Source organism: Streptococcus sp. 'caviae', assembly GCF_001937065.1.
Lineage (GTDB): Bacteria > Bacillota > Bacilli > Lactobacillales > Streptococcaceae > Streptococcus.
On the sequence record NZ_MOWR01000008.1, the window covers coordinates 74,030 to 90,755 of the forward strand.

Annotated in this window: 18 protein-coding genes; 12 read left to right on the forward strand and 6 right to left on the reverse strand. The window is 42.8% G+C overall.

Annotation, left to right across the window (positions count from 1 at the left end):
- Positions 1-29: 29 nt before the first annotated feature.
- The 5 genes from BMI76_RS08410 to BMI76_RS08430 all read left to right on the forward strand — a co-directional run bounded on the left by BMI76_RS08410 (position 30) and on the right by BMI76_RS08430 (position 4,515).
- Complete coding sequence (locus BMI76_RS08410; protein WP_075347131.1) at positions 30-488, forward strand: MarR family winged helix-turn-helix transcriptional regulator; 459 nt, start codon at positions 30-32, stop codon at positions 486-488.
- Positions 485-1,210, forward strand: coding sequence for an ABC transporter ATP-binding protein (locus tag BMI76_RS08415; protein WP_075347132.1), 726 nt, complete (start codon positions 485-487; stop codon positions 1,208-1,210). The genes BMI76_RS08410 and BMI76_RS08415 overlap by 4 nt, the downstream gene beginning before the upstream one ends.
- Positions 1,207-2,727: an ABC transporter permease/substrate-binding protein gene (locus BMI76_RS08420; RefSeq protein WP_075347133.1), complete on the forward strand. Its 1,521-nt coding sequence runs from the start codon at positions 1,207-1,209 to the stop codon at positions 2,725-2,727. Before BMI76_RS08415 ends, BMI76_RS08420 begins: the two co-directional genes overlap by 4 nt.
- 165 nt (positions 2,728-2,892) lie before the next feature.
- On the forward strand, positions 2,893-3,474 hold the full coding sequence (locus tag BMI76_RS08425) for a sugar O-acetyltransferase (RefSeq protein ID WP_083623730.1): 582 nt from the start codon (positions 2,893-2,895) through the stop codon (positions 3,472-3,474).
- A gap of 9 nt (positions 3,475-3,483) precedes the next feature.
- Entirely contained in the window at positions 3,484-4,515 is a 1,032-nt protein-coding gene (locus BMI76_RS08430; RefSeq protein ID WP_075347134.1) for a Gfo/Idh/MocA family oxidoreductase, read from the forward strand.
- A 70-nt stretch (positions 4,516-4,585) separates the two neighbouring features.
- On the opposite strand, the gene BMI76_RS08435 is transcribed toward BMI76_RS08430, so the two are convergent.
- The 6 genes from BMI76_RS08435 to BMI76_RS08460 all read right to left on the reverse strand — a co-directional run bounded on the left by BMI76_RS08435 (position 4,586) and on the right by BMI76_RS08460 (position 10,254).
- Positions 4,586-5,242, reverse strand: a complete 657-nt coding sequence (locus BMI76_RS08435; protein WP_075347135.1) for an ABC transporter ATP-binding protein — start codon at positions 5,240-5,242, stop codon at positions 4,586-4,588.
- Positions 5,243-5,256: 14 nt separating this feature from the next.
- On the reverse strand, positions 5,257-6,750 hold the full coding sequence (locus BMI76_RS08440; RefSeq protein ID WP_075347136.1) for an ABC transporter permease: 1,494 nt from the start codon (positions 6,748-6,750) through the stop codon (positions 5,257-5,259).
- Positions 6,751-6,915: 165 nt separating this feature from the next.
- A complete protein-coding gene (locus BMI76_RS08445) occupies positions 6,916-8,157 on the reverse strand; it encodes an NAD(P)H-dependent oxidoreductase (RefSeq protein WP_075347137.1) in 1,242 nt (413 codons plus the stop codon).
- A 259-nt stretch (positions 8,158-8,416) separates the two neighbouring features.
- Positions 8,417-9,019 carry an NADPH-dependent FMN reductase gene (locus tag BMI76_RS08450; RefSeq protein WP_075347166.1) on the reverse strand — a complete coding sequence of 201 codons (603 nt, stop codon included), beginning with the start codon at positions 9,017-9,019 and terminating at the stop codon, positions 8,417-8,419.
- Positions 9,020-9,043: 24 nt separating this feature from the next.
- Entirely contained in the window at positions 9,044-9,979 is a 936-nt protein-coding gene (locus BMI76_RS08455; RefSeq protein ID WP_075347138.1) for an FAD:protein FMN transferase, read from the reverse strand.
- Positions 9,980-10,068: 89 nt separating this feature from the next.
- On the reverse strand, positions 10,069-10,254 hold the full coding sequence (locus BMI76_RS08460) for a 4-oxalocrotonate tautomerase (RefSeq protein WP_057490821.1): 186 nt from the start codon (positions 10,252-10,254) through the stop codon (positions 10,069-10,071).
- A 449-nt stretch (positions 10,255-10,703) separates the two neighbouring features.
- Between BMI76_RS08460 and BMI76_RS08465 the strand changes: the two genes are divergently transcribed.
- The 7 genes from BMI76_RS08465 (at position 10,704) to BMI76_RS08495 (ending at position 16,726) form a co-directional block, all read left to right on the forward strand.
- Positions 10,704-11,285 (forward strand): thymidine kinase, encoded by a 582-nt coding sequence (locus tag BMI76_RS08465; RefSeq protein ID WP_075347167.1) that lies wholly within the window; start codon positions 10,704-10,706, stop codon positions 11,283-11,285.
- A gap of 95 nt (positions 11,286-11,380) precedes the next feature.
- The gene (prfA, locus tag BMI76_RS08470) at positions 11,381-12,460 is read left to right on the forward strand and encodes a peptide chain release factor 1 (protein WP_075347139.1); all 1,080 of its coding nucleotides are present in this window, start codon (positions 11,381-11,383) and stop codon (positions 12,458-12,460) included.
- Positions 12,460-13,290: a peptide chain release factor N(5)-glutamine methyltransferase gene (gene prmC / locus BMI76_RS08475; RefSeq protein ID WP_075347140.1), complete on the forward strand. Its 831-nt coding sequence runs from the start codon at positions 12,460-12,462 to the stop codon at positions 13,288-13,290. The genes prfA and prmC overlap by 1 nt, the downstream gene beginning before the upstream one ends.
- Complete coding sequence (locus BMI76_RS08480; protein WP_075347168.1) at positions 13,283-13,873, forward strand: L-threonylcarbamoyladenylate synthase; 591 nt, start codon at positions 13,283-13,285, stop codon at positions 13,871-13,873. Before prmC ends, BMI76_RS08480 begins: the two co-directional genes overlap by 8 nt.
- 9 nt (positions 13,874-13,882) lie before the next feature.
- Positions 13,883-15,145 carry a serine hydroxymethyltransferase gene (gene glyA, locus BMI76_RS08485; RefSeq protein WP_075347141.1) on the forward strand — a complete coding sequence of 421 codons (1,263 nt, stop codon included), beginning with the start codon at positions 13,883-13,885 and terminating at the stop codon, positions 15,143-15,145.
- Positions 15,142-16,119, forward strand: a complete 978-nt coding sequence (locus tag BMI76_RS08490) for a nucleoid-associated protein (protein ID WP_075347142.1) — start codon at positions 15,142-15,144, stop codon at positions 16,117-16,119. The genes glyA and BMI76_RS08490 overlap by 4 nt, the downstream gene beginning before the upstream one ends.
- Position 16,120: 1 nt before the next feature.
- Positions 16,121-16,726, forward strand: a complete 606-nt coding sequence (locus tag BMI76_RS08495) for a lysozyme family protein (protein WP_075347143.1) — start codon at positions 16,121-16,123, stop codon at positions 16,724-16,726.

A 16,726-nucleotide genomic window follows, 5' to 3' on the forward strand; every position in this document is an offset into this window, starting at 1 on the left:
ATTTAGAAATAATTGTAAAAGGAGGTCACATGACTGAATTAGCAAGAGGCGGTTATTTAATCAGTCACATCAATCTCCTGAATGGGCGCCTGTTCAACAAGCTGCTGGCTGAGGAAGAAGGAGCTGTCTATTCAGGAGAGCAGGGCAAAATTCTGAGCTGTCTTTGGTTTAAAGAGCCCTTAACAGCAACGGATATAGCCATAAAGACCGGACTGGCTAATAATACGCTGACTAAAATGCTGCAGCGTCTGGAAACTCAAGGTTTAATTGTTTCGCGGCCCCATCCTAAAGACAAACGCAAACGCTGTTATTATTTAACAGAGCTGGGGAAATCACAGGAGGCTGTCGGCGAGAAAGTCAGTCAGGCTTTAGGAGAAATTTTTTACAAAGATTTTTCGCCAAAAGAAATTCAGCAGTTTGAAAAAATGCTGACCAAGGTTAGGCAAAATTTGGAAGCTGCCAGTCCCAGATGGAAGGAGAAACTATGATTCGTTTTGAAAATGTCAGCAAGTCTTATGGACAGGAAAAGGTGCTGGATAATCTCAATTTTGAAGTTGCTAAAGGGGAATTCTTTGTTCTTATCGGCCCCAGCGGCAGCGGTAAAACAACAACGCTAAAGATGATTAACCGTTTAATTGAGCCCAGCCAAGGGAAAATCTTTTTGGATCAGCAAGCCATTACCGATCTTTCTTTGCGGGAGCTGCGCTTGTCAACAGGCTATGTTTTGCAGCAGATTGCACTGTTTCCAAATTTGACTGTCAGGGAAAATATTGAATTGATTCCTGAAATGAAGGGATGGTCAAAGGCGGAGCGTTTGGAAAAAACCAGGGATTTGCTCAACAAAGTTGGGCTTGATGCGGATAAGTATCTGGAGCGCTATCCTAGAGACTTGTCAGGCGGCGAGCAGCAGCGGGTCGGGATTTTACGGGCTATCATCGCTAACCCGTCCATTCTTTTGATGGACGAGCCCTTTTCAGCTTTGGATCCTATTTCTCGAAAACAGCTGCAGGACCTGACGCTTTCTCTTCAAAAAGAACTGGGGATAACGGTCGTTTTTGTGACCCACGATATTGATGAAGCTAAGAAATTGGCGGATCGGGTGGCTGTTTTTCAAAAGGGAAAAATTGTGCAGCTGGCCAGTCCCAAGGAAGTTGAGGAGTCCCCTGCCAATGCATTTGTGGCAGACTTATTTGGAGGTGACAGACAATGACAGATTTAATCACGACCTTCCAAGAACGCTTTGGAGATTGGACGCAGTCCTTGCTGGAACATTTGCAAATTTCTCTGCTGTCACTCTTACTTGCCATTATTCTTGCGATTCCTTTGGCCATTATCATTAGCCACCGTAAGCGCCTGTCGGAGATTATCCTGCAGATTTCAGGAATCTTTCAAACCATTCCTTCTCTAGCTCTTTTAGGACTGTTCATTCCTTTTATGGGGATTGGAACAGTGCCGGCTGTTGCTGCTCTGGTTATTTACGCGCTTTTCCCGATTTTGCAGAATACGATCACAGGTTTAACAACTATCGATCCCAGTCTGGTTGAAGCCGGTCAGGCCTTTGGCATGACCAAGTGGGAACGGCTGAAAAAATTTGAGCTGCCCTTAGCGATGCCGGTTATGATTTCCGGTGTCAGAACAGCAGCTGTAATGATTATCGGGACGGCAACTTTGGCGGCACTGATAGGTGCCGGCGGCCTTGGTTCTTTTATTCTTCTTGGGATTGACCGCAATAACAGCTCCTTGATTTTAATTGGTGCCATTTCATCAGCGCTTTTGGCTATTGTCTTTAATCTTGCTATTAAATTTTTGGAAAAAGCTTCGCTGAGAAAAATTATGCTTGCTTTTGTGGCCATGCTGGCAGGTTTGCTTATTTCTTACCTTCCCAATATCATTAAAGCCAGCCAGAGTCAAGAGGAGATTGTCATCGCCGGGAAAATGGGACCTGAACCTGAAATCCTGATTAATATGTACAAGAAATTAATTGAGCAAGACAGCAGTCTGTCGGTAACTGTCAAACCTAACTTTGGAAAGACGAGCTTTCTTTACGAAGCCCTTAAAAAAGGAGATATTGATATTTATCCAGAGTTTACCGGGACAGTTACAGCCAGTCTTCTGAAAAATCCGCCCAAACCATCCAATAACCCTCAAAAGGTTTACAAGGAAGCGCATGACGGTATTTTGAAGCAGGACAATCTCGTCTATCTGAAACCGATGAAGTATCAAAATACTTACGCTGTAGCCGTTAAGAAATCATTTGCCAAGGAAAATGGCTTAAAAACTATTTCTGATTTGAAAAGGGTTGAAAACACAGCAAAGGCAGGCTTTACTCTGGAATTTAACGACCGAGAAGACGGGAATAAAGGTTTGAAAAGTCTTTACGGTCTGAATTTACAGGTAAGCACCATGGAACCTGCTTTGCGTTATCAAGCTATTGAGAGCGGAGATATTGATATTACGGATGCTTACTCCACAGATTCAGAAATAAGAGAATATGACCTGGTTACCCTCAAAGATGATAAGGCTCTTTTCCCGCCCTATCAGGGAGCACCTTTGCTTAAAAAGAAATTATTGCAGAAACATCCGGAGTTAAAGAGGATTTTGAACCGTCTGGCTGGAAAGATAACAGAAAGTCAAATGAGCGACATGAATTATCAGGTTAAGGTAAAGGGAAGATCGGCTGAAACAGTAGCCCACAATTATCTGAAAAAAGCGGGTCTGCTGAAATAAGAACCGATTCTCTGCTAAGCTAAAAAATGACAAACGATTTCCTTTAGGAAATGCAGCACAGCTTTGGACTTTTCCTTGCTTAACTGCCTGTAAATGTTAAAATAAAGCTAAGAGCTGTTTTCATTAAAGAAGCACGAAGCCTATTTAAGAATTGAGGTGACTGAGATGGCCATGTCGGAATTGGAAAAATTAGAAGCCGGCTTACCTTACGACTTCACTGATGAAGAAGTCGACAAACGAAAATTGAGAGCTGTAGAAGGCTGTCAAAAACTTAACAATGTGAGTGTTTTAGAGACTGCTAAACGTCAGGCCATGGTAAAAGAACTCTTTGGCTCTGTCGGAGACAACCCGACTGTTTTGCCGGTTTTTAATTGTGATTATGGGAAGAATATCCATGTTGGTGATGACTTTCTTATCAATTACAATGGCATTATTTTAGATATTGCCCCTGTAGAAATCGGAAACCATGTTATGATTGGACCAAATACTTTGATTACAACCGTCGGCCATCCCCTGTCTCCGCAGGGACGAAGACAGCATTTGGGCAAGGCGCAGCCTGTAAAAATCGGCAATGATGTCTGGATTGGCGGAAACTGTACCATTTTGCCAGGAGTCACGATTGGCGATAATGCGGTTATTGCTGCTGGAGCAGTAGTGACTAAGGACGTAGCGGCCAACAGTCTTGTAGGCGGTGTACCAGCCAAGCTTATTAGAACGATTGAAAATGATCTTGAAGCCGAAGTATAGGAGAAAATTATGTTAAATGCTGCTTTTATCGGAAATGGCAAAAGTACCAACCGTTACCACCTGCCCTTCCTGCTTAAAACGAACAAATTCCGCGTTAAAACCATCTATGCCCGCACCATAAAAGATGACTGGGCTAAATTAGCCGGTGTTCATTATACCACTAATATTGATGATGTCTGGCAGGATGATGATTTGGATTTGGTCATCATCACGACGCCTAATCAATGGCATTATCACTATGCTAAGCTGGCCTTGGAGCACGGTCACAATGTTCTGCTGGAAAAGCCTTTTACCGAGAAACCAGAAGAAGCCAGGGAGCTGTTCCAGCTGGCTAAGGAAAAGGGACTGATGATTCAAGGCTATCAAAACCGCCGTTTTGATTCAGATTTTCTAACCGTTCAAAAGGTAATTGAATCCGGCCGCCTAGGACAACTGCTAGAAGTTGAGATGCACTACGATTACTACAGACCGGAAGTTCCTGAAGCTGTTCACCAGTACTCAAGAACAAGCAGCTACCTCTTTAACCATGCCTGCCATACTGTTGATCAGGTACTTTCTTATTGGGGCCAGCCCGAGCGCATTCATTACGATGTCCGCCAGCTGTTGGGAAAAAATAGGATGAATGATTATTTTGATATTGATCTCTATTATGAACATCCTTTGAAAATTTCTGTAAAATCCAGTTATTTTAGGCTGAAAGAACGTCCCAGCTTTGTTCTCTACGGAACTAAGGGAGTCTTTGTCAAAGAAAAGAAGGACCGTCAGGAATATGACCTGAAACACTTTTATCTGCCTGACCATGAAGACTTTGGTCTTGACAGACCCGAAGACTACGGCCTTTTGACTTATCTGGATGAGAAGAATACCTATCATGAAGAAAAGGTCATCTCTGAAATCGGTGACTACAGCCTTTTTTACCAGGCTTTATACGAAACCTTAGCTGAAGGCAGGCAAAAATTGGTTCGGGATGAAGAGACCATCAGCCTGATTGACATTTTGGATCAGGGAGTTCAGGAAATTGAAAGAGCCGATTCCCTGTAAAAAAATTCTAACAAATTGAGTATTAGATGATAAAAACCAGTCCGAAATTTTTTACGGACTGGTTTTTATGTTAAAGCAAAGTAAACTGTTTTTGCCCTAACTCAAAGATGATGTCTGAGCTGTCAGCAACCTCACGTTCATGAGTGACAATAATAACAATTTTATTTTGCTCATGGGCAATATTTTTAAAGATAGCAACAATATCCTTGGTTGTTTCTTCGTCTAGATTGCCGGTAGGTTCATCAGCAATAATAATATTATGCTTAACAGCGAGTGCCCTGACAATGGCAACCCTTTGCTGCTGACCGCCGGAAAGCTGCAAAACGGGCTTATCTATCAGCTCTTTGGAAATGCCTACACAGTGAAAGAGTTCTGTCACTGTGTCATCTGACTGCTCAATGCCTGAAATATCCAGAGCTGTCTCAACATTTTGGCGGGCTGTCATATAGGGCAGCAAATTGTAAGACTGAAAGATTGTAGAGACGGCATTTCTTCGGTAATGAGTTAAACCCCGCTGGTTGATATTTTGATTATCAAGAAGAATTTCCCCTTCTTTAGGACAGTCAAGCCCTGCTAAGAGAGATAAAAAAGTGGTCTTTCCGCTTCCTGACTGCCCAAGGATAGCGTAAACCTTGCCCTCTTCAAATTCAAGATTCACTTTTCTGAAAAGGCAGTCATCCGGATTATTACTGTACCAGTAGCCAAGATTATTCGTTTTTAATGTCATTGAAAACCTGCTTTCTAATTTGAAGATAAGATATCTTTAGGCTTCATTCTGATAAGTCCAATACTTGCCAGAATGGTTGAGATAAAAGTGATAAGAAGAGCAATCAGCCCAAGCTTAGCGATGCTTTGGGGAGTTTGCTTGACATTTAATTTATTAATTTGATTAACAGCCGTCCTGTTCATTAGAGCACCGGGACCGCCAGCCAAAGGAGCTGGGTTTTGACCGGACTGCTTAGAATTATTTGCTTGGGAACCGCCGGCACCCATCTGTCTGTTTTGCTGACTGGAAGACGTCTGCTGTGAAAGAAGCTGGTTGCCGACAGCATTGCCAACGAAATTGCCGGCAATCGCTGCGATGGCTAAAGAAACTAATGTGACCAAGAACAGCTCTGTGAAAAACTGACCGATTATTTTTAGGCGATTTTCTCCCAGGCTCATCAGAACGCCAATTTCATACCGACGTTCGCGAATGTTAAGAATGATAATAAGAGTCAGGATAACAGCACCGGCTGCGGCAACTAGGATAACAATATTTCTGGAGAAACTGGAAACATTGTTAAGAGGTGTCAGCATTTGCTGATAAAGCTGGTCGTTGCTTTCGACTGTAAATTTTTCGGTATCAATCTTGCTTTTAGCTTCTTTAACAAAGGATTTCATGCTGGCAGGATTTGATAAGGTATAGCTGGCAGCGTCAACGGTATTTTTCTGCCCCTTCATTGTATTTGCTGTCTGCAGGCTGACATAAAGCTTATTGGAAGGATTGGAAGCATTGTTTTGAAGCTGAGAAGAAGTAACGCTGGTATTTGATTTATAAATACCAATGACCTTAAGCGTATAAGTCTTTTCACTGCCGCTGTCGCTGGATATTTTTACTGTAAAATGATCACCAACCGATAGCTTATTTGTTTTTGCTAAATCAGATTCAATAACCGCTTCATTATTGGACGTCTGCTGAGTGATACCTTTTCCCTTGGTTATTTTAGTTGTGCCGCTTGAAAATTCTGAAACACTGTCAGTTGTATTGACCCCGGTAATCGTAAAGTCTCCAGAGGTCATTTTAGCATTTTGGCCGCTGGCTCCTCCCATACTGAATGGACTGTTGGAGCTAGAAGAATCTGACGATGTTGATTGAGTTGATATAGGGGTGATGTTGCCAGCTGCAGCAGTTGTTGTTGATGTATAGAGATATGATTTTACTCCGGTCATCTTAGCTATGGTTTGAGCTGTTGACAGAGAAATAGGTGTCATCTCAAATTTTGGCGGCTGATTGCTGTTTGTGTCACTAGATGATGCCTGCTGGGCTTTTTCCATCATATAATCACGGCTAATTTGAAGATTGACCGTTGCTCCAGTTTCCTTCTTAGCATTGTCGACGGCCTTATCTGCCGCTGATTTTATAGTGAGACCAGCCAATACAAAGATGAGAATACTGCTGGTAACCAGAGTTAAAAGGGCTGTACGGCCCTTTTTTGCTTTGATTAGCAGCCAAGCACGTTTTATAAAATTCATTAAACCACCTCCGCAATCGTGATAAGATGAGTTTATGACGGCTGACTTAAATAAGCCTGAAAGAAAACTAAAAGGAGGCTTAAAGAGCTTCCTGGTTTGTATTTTATGAAAAAGAAAAAAGCCGGCTCTTTTAAAAGAGCCAGCTGAGAATATTTAGAATAATGATCAGTGTTCAGAAGCACCAGAAGTAGCATCAGCAGCTTCTGCGCTGTTCCCGCTATCTGAAGCACCGGAAGTAGCATCAGCACTGCTGTCAGAAGCACCAGAGGTTGCGTCGGAACTGCCGGCACCGCCGACCAGTCTTTGGCCAGTTGTTTGCAGATACCAGTCTAACCAAGGTCTGAAGTTGAAGACGATTTCGTTAATACCCGCAAAGGAGCCGTCCGGATAGTACATAGCCTGATAGTTATGAGTATTAATCACGGTCGGATTTGGATTGGGAACAAGTGTGCGGACATATTCCTGATTGCCGTTGCGAAGGCTTCCGATTACCCATTCAACATTTTTCATCCGTCCAGGCGGAAGACTGTTGTGAACCGTTGACAAACGGCTGCCCGATTGGGACGGTACCCGTTTAGCAAACATAGTATCAGGATCCTGATGAGCATTGTTGTAGTATAAGAATTGGTTGTTGTCATCAGAATAGGTTAGTTCAAACGGCATAGCTTTTAAGAACATATTGATTTGATCAACTGTCAAAATACCGTGATCCAGTTTAACATAGGTATCACCTGAAACAGCGCCTGTAACCTCGGCAACTTTTTCAACCCATTCGGGATCGTCGGGATCAACTTCCGTAACGGATGTTGCAATAGGATGATTGCAGTCTAAATCTTCTGGTTCAATTGGTTTTGGTTTTTGCAATTTTGACACCACTCCTACATAACTTACAAAATTATCTAAACAGGTTTCCAAGAATTCAACCGTTCCTTTGTTAATAATATTGCCATCATCGTCAAAGGCTTCTTTCGCTTTGCCAAGCAGGAATTCATTTCCCGGAAGGGTGTAGGCATTGACTCCCGGTGCATCCAGGATTTTTCTCAGATGAACCTGAGCGCGTGAGGTTCCTTGATCATAATAGGAAGCCCCAACAATCATAACCGGTTTGTTTTCGAAAGGATGCACCTCACAGGACAGCCATTCTAAAACGCTTTTTAAGGCAGCAGTAATCGTGTGATTATGTTCGGGAGTTGCGATAATAACACCGTCTGCGCGTGTGATTTTATTGTACAGAAGTCTTAACTGAAAGCTTTCTTTCCAGTCCTGATCCTGATTGAACATTGGAACGTCATCAATTTCTAATACTTCCAATTCAAATTTTAATTTAAATTGTTTTCTGATGTATTCTAACAATTTGCGATTGTATGATTGCTCCGCATTAGAACCTACAAGTCCTACAAATTTCATATTGAATTCTCCTTTAATGTAAGATACGGTAGAGGTTTGTTATCTAAGTGCTTTGCACTTGATAACAAACGCCAATCACTATAGTGAATTGGCTATCTCTCCCGCTAACTTCGTTTGATTAGTAAGATCGACTAACCAAACGAAGGATCGCAAAGGGCGTTAAGAAAGTGAGAAGAAAATAGGAGACTGACGCCATGCGCTTTAGCGCATAAGGCAGGCTGTCTTTTTCTCGACGCTTTTAGCCCGTGTTCAATTCACTTTATAAACTTTCCCAATCAAAATTTTCGGCTTCTTTATGCAGAAGTTCTTGAGCACTTGATAGTTTTTCAGTGATTTTAACGAAAATACGGAAATCATCAAAGATAGCGTCAAGTTTTTGGAAAGTCTCTAAATCAGCAAGATTGCCGTCTTTGTCAAATGCCTGCAGAGAGTGAGAAAGTAAAAATTCATCCGGCAGGACATTGGCCTTGATTTCGGGAGCATTAAGTATCTGCCGCAGCTGCAGTTGTGCACGCGATGATCCCAGTGTTCCGTAAGAAGCTCCTGTAATCATGACTGGCTTATTTAGAAGCGGATAAATACCGTAAGACAGCCAAGCTAAGGCGCTCATCAAAGCAGCAGGGATAGAATGGTCATATTCTGGTGTGCCGATAATAACTCCGTCTGCAGCTTCAATTTTTTCAGCTATTTCAATAACGCCCTCAGGGAGTTTTTTGTCAGCCGGTTTATTGAACATAGGAAGATCTTTGATCTCAACCAATTCAATGTCAGCCTTGTCAGCAAAGTGTTTTTGCATATATTGCAGCAATTGGCGGTTGGTCGATTTTTTTGAATTTGTCCCAACTAATCCAATAAGTTTCATCATGTTCTACCTCTTTCTTTAGGTTTAGTAAAGGGGAATAAAAGTATCTTTTAAGCCGTCTGAGACGGCGAGGCGATTATCTCTGGTAACGATAATGCCTTCGATATGTTCCGTTTGATTGATTGTCTTCATAGCCAGCGGAATCGGCAGGCCAAACAGCCGTGTGGTCCAAATCTCACCGTCAAGCGAAAGTTTTGAGATAATACTGAGGCTTGCCATCTGTGTTTCAATCGGATAGCCTGTATTTTTATCAAAAATATGATGGTAATCTTTCCCATTGACTTGCAGATGGCGTTCGTAAATACCGGATGTGACAACAGATTGATTGCAGATTTTAACAATTCCGATATTTTGATTTCTAGGTCTTTTAGGGTCTTGAATACCAATGTTCCAGAATCCGCCGGGGCGCTTTGGATTGGGTCCGAAGACCAAAAGATTGCCGCCCAGATTAATCATAGCAGAAGCAGCACCTTGATTTTTTAAATAGGCTATAATTTTATCGGCAATATAGCCCTTGGCCAGGGCACCAAGATCTATCTTCATTCCTTTTTGAGATAGGAAGACCGTCTGCTTGTGTGCATTCAAAATGATATTGTGCGGATCGATGAGTTGTAATTTGTCATCGATCTGTTCCTGATTTGGAATCTGAGCATCCTCAAAGCCGATGCGCCAAGTCTGCACCAGAGGTCCGATAGCAATGTTAAGATTGCTGGGATTCGCCAAACTGTGCTCTTTTCCAATCTGAATCAAGTCAAACAAATCGGGATGAACCGCAACAGCTTTCCGTCCGGCCTGATGATTGACAGCCATTAGTTCTGAATCATCACGGTTAGCGCTGAAGCGCTGTTCATAGATGTTTAAAAGTTGGCAAGCACTCTCGGCAAGTTCTTTGGCATTGCTGGCTTCAACCACGATATCAATCGTTGTTCCCATCAGGTGCAAAGTTTGCTGTGCCTGCAATTCGTTCACCTCCTCGAAGAATTCTTTATATATATGATAGCGTTTTCTGAAAGTAAAATCAAGTCAAAATAAAAGAATTAAGCATCAGCTTAACCCTTTTTCTTCATCTCACCGTGCGGGTAATAGGTTCCCTCTGGCATGTCGTTTATAAAGACGTGGATAGCTTCTTTGGGAGCTTTTGCAACACGGGAAACGACCTCAGTCACCTCGCGGGCAAGTTCAATTTTCTGTTCCTCAGTTCGGCCTTCAAACAAATCAATTTTAACAAATGGCATACATTTTCTCCTTTAATATAAGATACGGTAGAGGATTGTTATCTAAGTGCTTTGCACTTGATAACAAACGAAGCTGGACAAAAACTTGTCCAATATCCTGTTTTGGAATAAGCTCTTGACGCAGTGGTTGGCTGGCTTTCCTTTTGCCACAAGGCCAAAGCGGAAAACCTAGCCAACTGTGCGGGGGTGGGAATACGAACCAAAATTTTCAATTTTTGGGTTCTTTCCCACTCCCTGCCTCTCCCGCTAACTTCGTTTGCTTAGTAAGATCGACTAACCAAACGAAGGATTTTAGCCCGTATTCGATTTACAGTTAATACCTTTATTTTATCATATTTTCAAAGGATGTGCTCCCCTTAAACTGTCTTTTTATTGTGAAAACTCAGTGCGCCTTTTTAGCTTTTATGGTAAAATAGATGAGATATTAGTATGAGATGAGGTTGAAAGTCTTGGCGCAGTTGTATTATAAATACGGGACCATGAATTCAGGAAAAACGATTGAAATTTTAAAAGTTGCCCATAATTATGAAGAGCAGGGCAAGCCCGTTGTTATAATGACCAGCAGTCTCGATACGCGGGATGAATTCGGTGTCATTTCAAGCAGAATCGGTATGCGGCGCAAAGCCATTCCCATAACAGATGATATGGATATTTTTGCTTACATTGCCAATTTGAAAGATAAACCTTACTGTGTCTTGATTGATGAGTGCCAGTTTCTGAGCAAGAAAAATGTCTATGATTTAGCTAGAATTGTTGATGAGCTGGATGTTCCGGTAATGGCTTTCGGCCTGAAAAATGATTTTCAAAACCATCTCTTTGAAGGGTCGCGTGAACTGCTGCTTATGGCAGATAAGATTGAAGAAATTAAGACAATCTGTCAATTTTGTTCCAAAAAGGCAACTATGGTGCTGAGAACTCGGGATGGCAAGCCTGTTTATGAGGGCGAGCAGATTCAAATCGGCGGCAATGAAACCTATATTCCCGTTTGCAGGAAGCATTATTTTCACCCGGTTATAGGTGATGGCTGCTAAAGCAGCTCAGCACCTAAGGCCAATCTGTTGTCAGGGTGCTGATTTTGATGAGTTTCGTTATTTTGTGATGTTGAGAAGGAGAACTGTTTAAGAAAATGAATATTTATGACCAATTACAGGCTGTTGAAGATCGCTACGAGGAGCTGGGTGAATTGCTCAGTGATCCGGATGTTGTCAGTGATACCAAACGTTTTATGGAACTCTCGCGAGAAGAGGCATCTACTCGCGAAACGGTAACAGTCTATCGCGAATACAAGCAAATTATCCAAAATATTGCTGATGCAGAAGAGATGATCAAGGAGGCGGGCGGCGATCCTGAGCTTGAAGAAATGGCTAAGGAGGAGCTGAAAGAGTCTAAGGCTGCTAAAGAAGACTATGAAGAAAAACTTAAAATTCTCCTTTTGCCTAAGGATCCCAATGATGATAAAAACATTATTCTGGAAATCCGCGGTGCTGCCGGCGGTGATGAGGCAGCCCTTTTTGCGGGAGACCTGCTGAATATGTATCAAAAATATGCAGAAAGCCAGGGCTGGAAATTTGAAATCATGGAGGCTTCGATGAACGGTGTCGGCGGCATCAAAGAAGTTGTGGCTATGGTTTCGGGACAGTCTGTCTATTCTAAGCTCAAATACGAATCCGGTGCCCACCGGGTTCAGCGGGTTCCTGTCACAGAAAGTCAAGGGCGTGTCCATACCTCAACAGCGACAGTTTTGGTAATGCCTGAAGTTGAAGAAGTAGAGTACGAGATTGATCCCAAGGATCTGCGTGTGGACATTTACCACGCTTCCGGTGCCGGCGGTCAAAATGTCAATAAGGTTGCAACAGCTGTTCGGATTATCCACCTGCCAACCAATATTAAGGTTGAGATGCAGGAGGAGCGGACGCAGCAAAAAAACCGTGACAAGGCCATGAAAATTATCCGCGCTCGTGTGGCAGACCATTTTGCACAGATTGCTCAGGATGAACAGGATGCCGAACGTAAGTCCACGATTGGTACTGGGGACCGCTCTGAGCGCATAAGAACTTATAATTTCCCGCAAAATCGTGTAACCGACCATCGCATCGGACTGACCCTGCAAAAGTTAGATACTATTTTAGCTGGGAAATTAGATGAGGTTATTGACGCCTTAGTCCTTTATGACCAAACACAAAAGCTGGAAGAGCTGGGTAACTAATGAATTACGCTCAAGCTTTTGCTCAGTATGAAGCGGATTTGGCTGCCAATGGTGAGGAAAAAGAAGCCTTGGCCTACGTTTTTAATGATTGGAAGAATTGGAACCGGCTTGATTTTATCCTTCATCAGTCCCATGAAATACCAGAAGCTGATCTTAGGCAATTAGACAGAATCACAAAGCTGTTAAAGCAGCACATGCCTGCTCAGTACCTTACAGGCAAGGCTTATTTTGCAGATTTGACTTTGGCTGTTGATGAACGTGTCCTTATCCCGCGTCCTGAGACTGAGGAGCTGGTGAATCTGATCTTGGAGGAAAATCCAGATGAATCATTGACCGTTTTGGATATCGGAACAGGGAGCGGTGCCATTGCTGTCGCACTGGCTAAGGCGAGAACAAGCTGGCAAATCAGCGCCAGCGATATTTCTGAGGAAGCTTTACTGCTGGCTCAGGATAATGCCAAGGCTAATCAGGCAGCGGTCAATTTCCTGCATTCGGATGTTTTCAGCCAGATTTCAGATAAATATGATATTATTGTTTCCAATCCCCCTTACATAGCGTTTGAGGACAGGAATGAAGTCGGTCAAAATGTGCTGCTGCACGAGCCGCACCTAGCACTGTTTGCTGAAAATGACGGCTTGGCTGTTTATCAAAAGATAGCTGAGGGTGCTGCTGAACATTTGAATGCGAAAGGAAAGATTTATTTGGAAATTGGCTATAAACAGGGAATTCCTGTTTCTGAGCTTTTCCGAAATTATTTTCCTGATAAACGGACTCGCCTTTTGCAGGATAGCTTTGGCAAGGATAGAATGGTTGTGATTGATGATGGATAAGATTGAAGAGGCTTTACTGGCTGGACAGGCGGTTATTCTACCCACAGAAACGGTTTACGGTCTTTTTGCCAGAGCCTTGGATGCCGAGGCCGTTGCAAATGTCTATGCTCTCAAAAAACGCCCGCCGGAAAAGGCCATGAATTTAAATGTTGCCTCTTTAGCAGATATTTTAGCTTTTTCCAAAGAAGTGCCGGCTTATTTGCCAGAACTCTATCAGGCTTTTTTACCGGGGCCTCTGACCATTATTTTAAAAGCTAATGAAAAAGTGCCGGTCTGGGTGAATTCCGGTCTGCCGACTGTTGGCTTTAGAGTTCCCAGCCACCCGCTGACGTTAGCCTATATTAAGAAAACCGGACCGCTGATTGGTCCGTCTGCCAATCTGTCCGGGCAAACCAGTGGCTTAGACTATGCCAGTGTTCAGGCAAGCTTTGACCATCAGCTGTTAGGCATTCAAGATGATGAAGCAATTGGAAAAGTGGACTCGACCATTTTGGATATTTCCGGCCCGACCGCTAAAATTTTACGTCAGGGAGACATCACACAGGCTGATATTGAAGCCCGTGTAAGTGCTGTTAAATTTTAAGGAGAAATTATGATTTTTGATAAAGATAATTACGAAGTGTATGATGAAGAGGTATGGGAAGCCATTCATGCAGAAGAAGAGCGTCAGCAACACAATATTGAATTAATTGCCTCTGAAAATGTGGTTTCCAAGGCTGTCATGAAAGCACAGGGATCCATTTTAACCAATAAATACGCCGAAGGCTATCCGGGCCGCCGTTACTATGGAGGTACAGAATGCGTTGATGTGGTTGAAAGTTTGGCTATCGAACGTGCTAAAAAGCTTTTCGGTGCTCAATTTGCTAATGTTCAGCCGCATTCCGGCAGCCAGGCCAACGCTGCAGCCTACATGGCGCTTATCAAACCCGGTGACACTGTTATGGGACTTGATTTAGCTGCCGGCGGACACTTGACACATGGATCACCTGTCAGTTTTTCAGGGCAAACCTATAACTTTGTTGCCTATAATGTCGATCCTGAAACAGAATTATTGGATTATGACCAAATTTTAGAGCAGGCCAAAGAAGTTCAGCCCAAGCTGATTGTTGCAGGTGCTTCTGCCTATTCTCGCATTATTGATTTTGCTAAATTCCGTGACATTGCAGACCAAGTCGGCGCTAAACTCATGGTTGATATGGCTCATATTGCGGGTCTTGTGGCAGCGGGTCTGCATCCAAGTCCTGTACCTTATGCTCATATTACGACAAGTACGACCCACAAAACCCTGCGCGGTCCGCGCGGCGGTCTTGTCCTGACCAATGATGAAGACCTTGCTAAAAAGATTAATTCTGCCATTTTCCCAGGTTTGCAAGGCGGTCCTTTAGAGCATATCGTTGCTGCTAAGGCCATTACGTTCAAGGAAAATATGGATCCGGACTTTAAAGTCTATGCCCAGAATATTCTGGACAACTGTCAGGCCATGGTTGAGGTCTTCAATGCTCATGATAAGTTCCGTGTTGTTTCAGGTGCCAGTGAAAATCATCTTTTCCTCGTTGATGTGACACAAGTGATTGAAAATGGGAAAATAGCGCAAAATATTTTGGATGATGTTCATATTACCTTAAATAAGAATTCTATTCCATTTGAAACACTGTCCCCATTTAAGACCTCCGGTATCCGCATCGGAACAGCAGCAGTAACAGCGCGCGGCTTTGGTCCTAAAGAATGCCGCAAGGTTGCTGAGCTTATTGTCAAAACCCTTGAAAATACTGATAACGAGGCTGTTTTAGAAGAAGTCCGCCAAGAAGTGCAAGTGCTGACTGATGCTTTCCCGCTTTATGAGAGTCTCGCATGATGGATTTATATCTTAAGAAAATTGTCATTCACCAATTCACGCCAGATGATACCGAACTGATTTTTTCGGATAAACTTTTAAGCATCACACCCAAATTAGACGAGTACTTTCGAAAGAAATTGAGCAGGGTCTTTTCAGACGAAGCTAAGCGGGGAAAATTTGCTGATGATAATGTTTTTCTCAGCTACCTCAGTGAGGACTTCTTGGAAAGCTCCAAGAAAGTCGCCCAGCTGTGGAAGGAAGAATTTGTCATCAGTGACAATCAAAAAACCAATGATTTGATTTTTGTGCAGTTTGACAAGGAAGGGATTGAGCATTTTGCCTTTTTGCGCATAGCTCTAAAGGAAAGTTTGGCGCACATTACAGACGGCAGCGACAGCCCTATTCGCCTGACTCAGAACAACCTGCCCAGTGCTGCTCAGACGCCGGATGAAGCCCTGATCATCAATCGGCAGAACAGGCAGTACTATCTGATTGAAAAACGAATCAAGCACAACGGTTCCTTTGCCAACTATTTTTCTGAAAACCTGCTTCAGGTTCAGCCTGAAGAGTCTGTTAAAAAATCCATTAAACTGATGGAAAAAACGGCTCAAAAGGTAGCTGACAATTTCAATCAGGATGATTTTGCCTTCCAGTCTAAAATGAAATCAGCTATTTATAAAAATTTGGAGGAAGATCAAGAACTGTCTCCGGAAAAATTGGCGGATCAGCTGTTTGATGCTAATTTGACAGCACGGCTCACCTTTGTTGATGAACTGAAAGAGACGATTCCAGAACCGATTAAGGTGGCTGATATTGACCATTCCCGCCAAATCAAAAAATTAGAAAGCCAAAAGCTGTCACTCTCGAACGGCATTGAGCTTTTGGTCCCCAACAATGTTTATCAGGATGCTGAATCAGTTGAATTTATTCAAAATCAAAACGGAACCTATTCTATTTTGATCAAAAATATTGAAGATATACAAAGTAAATAATATGAAAAAAAAGCTAGTGAAAGTCATTCTTTTAGGCCTCTTGTTCTTTATTGGCTACCAGTTTTTTACAACCTATCAGAATGTCAAAAATGTTCTTGCCTACCGTCCTATGGTGCGGGAAATTTTGGATGAAAATGACACAAGAACCAATGAAAATCTGGTACTGGCCATGATTTATACAGAAACCAAGGGGCAAGAAGACGATCTGATGCAGTCCAGCGAAAGCTCAAGCGGCATTGCTAACACCATCACAGACAGCCGCGAAAGTGTTCGGCAGGGGGTGATGGTCTTGTCAGAAAATCTGGAAGAAGCAAAAAAGAAAAATACAGATGCCTGGACAGCTGTTCAAGCCTATAATTTTGGTAAAAACTACATCGCCTATATTTCTAAAAACGGCGGCAAAAGTACCATAAAACTGGCTAAACGCTACTCGAAGGATGTCGTTGCCCCGAGCTTGGGCAATAATAGCGCAGAAACCTATCGTTACTATAACCTTGTCGCCCTCTTTTACGGCGGCGGTGAGCTCTATAAAGACGGCGGCAATATTTATTATGCCAAGCAGGTCAAACTCAATCTTGCTTTGATTAAGTTTGTCAGTGCCCTTTAA

Bases quoted from the DNA above. Each gene is read 5' to 3' on its own strand.
- BMI76_RS08415 (WP_075347132.1), top strand. From the start codon at position 485: ATGATTCGTTTTGAAAATGTCAGCAAGTCTTATGGACAGGAAAAGGTG.
- BMI76_RS08440 (WP_075347136.1), bottom strand. From the start codon at position 6,750: ATGAATTTTATAAAACGTGCTTGGCTGCTAATCAAAGCAAAAAAGGGC.
- BMI76_RS08460 (WP_057490821.1), bottom strand. From the start codon at position 10,254: ATGCCATTTGTTAAAATTGATTTGTTTGAAGGCCGAACTGAGGAACAG.
- BMI76_RS08495 (WP_075347143.1), top strand. From the start codon at position 16,121: ATGAAAAAAAAGCTAGTGAAAGTCATTCTTTTAGGCCTCTTGTTCTTT.
- prfA (WP_075347139.1), top strand. From the start codon at position 11,381: ATGAATATTTATGACCAATTACAGGCTGTTGAAGATCGCTACGAGGAG.
- BMI76_RS08435 (WP_075347135.1), bottom strand. From the start codon at position 5,242: ATGACATTAAAAACGAATAATCTTGGCTACTGGTACAGTAATAATCCG.
- BMI76_RS08450 (WP_075347166.1), bottom strand. From the start codon at position 9,019: ATGAAACTTATTGGATTAGTTGGGACAAATTCAAAAAAATCGACCAAC.
- prmC (WP_075347140.1), top strand. From the start codon at position 12,460: ATGAATTACGCTCAAGCTTTTGCTCAGTATGAAGCGGATTTGGCTGCC.
- BMI76_RS08445 (WP_075347137.1), bottom strand. From the start codon at position 8,157: ATGAAATTTGTAGGACTTGTAGGTTCTAATGCGGAGCAATCATACAAT.
- glyA (WP_075347141.1), top strand. From the start codon at position 13,883: ATGATTTTTGATAAAGATAATTACGAAGTGTATGATGAAGAGGTATGG.
- BMI76_RS08430 (WP_075347134.1), top strand. From the start codon at position 3,484: ATGTTAAATGCTGCTTTTATCGGAAATGGCAAAAGTACCAACCGTTAC.
- BMI76_RS08480 (WP_075347168.1), top strand. From the start codon at position 13,283: ATGGATAAGATTGAAGAGGCTTTACTGGCTGGACAGGCGGTTATTCTA.
- BMI76_RS08420 (WP_075347133.1), top strand. From the start codon at position 1,207: ATGACAGATTTAATCACGACCTTCCAAGAACGCTTTGGAGATTGGACG.
- BMI76_RS08490 (WP_075347142.1), top strand. From the start codon at position 15,142: ATGATGGATTTATATCTTAAGAAAATTGTCATTCACCAATTCACGCCA.
- BMI76_RS08410 (WP_075347131.1), top strand. From the start codon at position 30: ATGACTGAATTAGCAAGAGGCGGTTATTTAATCAGTCACATCAATCTC.
- BMI76_RS08425 (WP_083623730.1), top strand. From the start codon at position 2,893: ATGGCCATGTCGGAATTGGAAAAATTAGAAGCCGGCTTACCTTACGAC.